Raw genomic sequence first — 2,679 nt, 5'->3', positions numbered from 1 at the left:
AGAGATAATCGTCTCACTGGTGAACGCAATCAACGAAAGGTTAAAAGTATGAAAAGCAGAACCCTCACCCTCATCATCGCCGCCGTGATGCTCATCGCGGTCGGCGTGCTCGTCTGGCCGGAGCCGGAAGAGGCTCGCGCGGACGTTGAATACCGGGTCGATGTTATCGATGATCTGACAGACTTGCCGATCGACAATCTCGAACTTGAGATTTCATTTTGGCAGGACGGCCAGGGTCAATGGGGACAGTGGCTGGAAATGGACAATGTCGGCAACGGTATCTATCTTCGCGTTCGAGGCTCCTGGGCAACTCATTGGCGGGTACGTATCGTCACCGCTACCGTTGCCCCGGTCTCACCGGATGACAATCCGCATCAGCCAAGCGACACAGTCAATCAGTTTACGTGGCGGGTGACAATATTCGCCCGCTGAAGGAAAGCAAGGAACGGGGCGGACTTTCCCAGGGTCCGCCCCGCCCTATTCGGAGGAAAATGTGATTCGCAATATCTCCGTTCCATCTTCGATATTTACAACCATATTGTCAGTTGCGACCTTTGCACAACCGGCTATGGATTGGGCGCGCATATATCCGAGCAACAATCGTCCACATCTATATGCCAATTGCTTTTACGATCTCTATCGCACTCGAGACGGAAATCTGGCACTCAGCGGGTATTACAATACCGGTGAATTGAGTCTATGGATGCTGCTGGTCGATGAAGCCGGCGACCCACTGCACGAACTAGTAATTCATGAATCAAACCGGTTTCAGACGCTTCACAGTCTGATAGAAGCGGATAACGGCGATTTGGTGGCTGCAGGTTTCGATGATGGCGTCAATGAGGGAGATGGAGTGATTGTGCGCGTTTCGGCCGAGTTGGAGCCGATTTGGCGAATCTACTACGGCGGACAAAGGAAACAGAAATTTCATGCAATCATCGAACTGAAAGATGGCAACTTCCTTGCGGCGGGAGTTAATTTGTCAAACGACATGTTTCAAGGCGACGCCTATTTGGTCAAGATCACCGGTAATGGTGATATTGTCTGGCAACGCACCTACGGTGCTGCGGGTCGACACGATTCGTTTTGGGCGCTACGGGAGTGCGCAGAAGCGTATCTTTTGGCCGGATCGGCAAACTGGCGCGGATGGTTGCTTATGGTCGATGAACGTGGTGAACCGATCTGGTCGCAGACCTATACTCTCGGCGGAGAAGGAACATACTCAGAGAGTTTCGGTGCGCTCACTTCAGTTCCGGAAGGGGGGTTCCTTGCTGTGGGATTTCATAATACAGCAGTAAATATGGAGGGAGTAACCTATGCTGCGCGAGTCGCTGCAGATGGCGAAGTCATTTGGCAATCTGGTTTGGAAGGTGAACTCGAAAGAGGTGGCCGCTTTGCGTTTGATGTTGTCTCCTCGTCGGACGGGGGGTTCGTTATTGCAGGATATCAGCCTTCGGGGGGGCATATCTTGCGGATTGGCGATGGTGGTAATCTGCAATGGACGGTGGTCATCCCGATCCAGGGAGGTGAATTTGAGAGCAGCATGATGCGCTCGGTTAGGATTGATGAACGCGGGGCAATTCTTGCAGCCGGTCAGGGATCGGAAGCCGACGGCGCAGGCGGGGGGATTCTAGCGAAATTTCAACCCGAACGATCTGCACCGCTAATCGTTGAATACTCGCCGGTTGATCTTGAGTTCTTCGTATTGCTTGAATCCGACATCGCTTATCACATCCGCGCCGAGGACGCACAAGGCGACGAGATATTTTATTACTATACTCTTCGTGGCGATACCATCGCACGGGAGGCTGATTTTGTGGTAGCTCTTGACATTATTGGGGATGCCGAAATTGTCGGGATTGCTTCGGATGGGGACATGTTCGATTCTGTCCGCTGGCTCGTCCACGTTCGCGACCTCTTCATCACCTCCCACACCCCCGACACCCTCTCCTTAACTCTCCGCCGCAACAGCGAAATCAACTTCTCCCTCGACTCCGTCGCCTATATCGGGGACTTGGAGAACCTTCGTTATGAGTGGCTGATTTACGACTCGACGGCGGTGAGATGGGAAGAAGTGGGAGGGGACGACCGGATCGGAATCCGGTCCTACGCGTTCGACCGGACCGGCGGGTATGCCCTGAAGGCCAAGGTCTTCGACCCGAATGTCGATCCCATGCCCGCCGATTCCGTCCAATGGGCGATTCAGGTGCGTGGCGTTATTCGGGCTTATGAGCCCAATACCCCCGAAATCTCCCTCGAGCCTCGTCAGGAAACGACGTTTGAGTTGATTCCCTTTAATGCCAACAACGACTCCATCGAGTTCTGGTGGACGCTAAACGAACCCGAGGATACACTGTCCACTCAGTCCATCCTGTCCATTTCTTTCGAAGACACCGGCAGATACGTCGTGAGCGGGTATGCGCGAGAGCGGGTCGGCGAGGATGAATGGGAGGAGGATGTGCAAAGGTGGGTGGTGAATGTGGGAATGCTGAGTGTGGATGATTTTGGGTTGGATTCCGGCTTTCGCCGGAATGATGATCCCCTCAATATCTCGATTGCTCCGAATCCCTTCAACGATCAGGCGACGGTGACGATTGATCTTGGAGGGCGGGCATTCCTGCCTGCCCTAAGGGCGGACAAGAATGTCCGCCCTCCAAGTGCGCAAGTGGGGGGTCTCTT

General features: G+C 53.9%; 2 protein-coding genes. Both read left to right on the top strand.

Translation table 11 applies throughout. The annotated features are described in order from the left end of the window. Positions 1-48 precede the first annotated feature (48 nt). Positions 49-432: a hypothetical protein gene (locus FJY67_11935; GenBank protein ID MBM3330157.1), complete on the top strand. Its 384-nt coding sequence runs from the start codon at positions 49-51 to the stop codon at positions 430-432. A 106-nt stretch (positions 433-538) separates the two neighbouring features. Further along, the coding region (locus FJY67_11930) for a hypothetical protein (GenBank protein ID MBM3330156.1) at positions 539-2,679 on the top strand (2,141 nt) is incomplete at its 3' end.

It is taken from the genome of Calditrichota bacterium (assembly GCA_016867835.1).
Lineage (GTDB): Bacteria > Electryoneota > AABM5-125-24 > Hatepunaeales > Hatepunaeaceae > VGIQ01.
The sequence above is the reverse complement of the archived record's forward strand: the minus strand, read 5'-3'. Positions and strand labels throughout refer to the sequence as shown.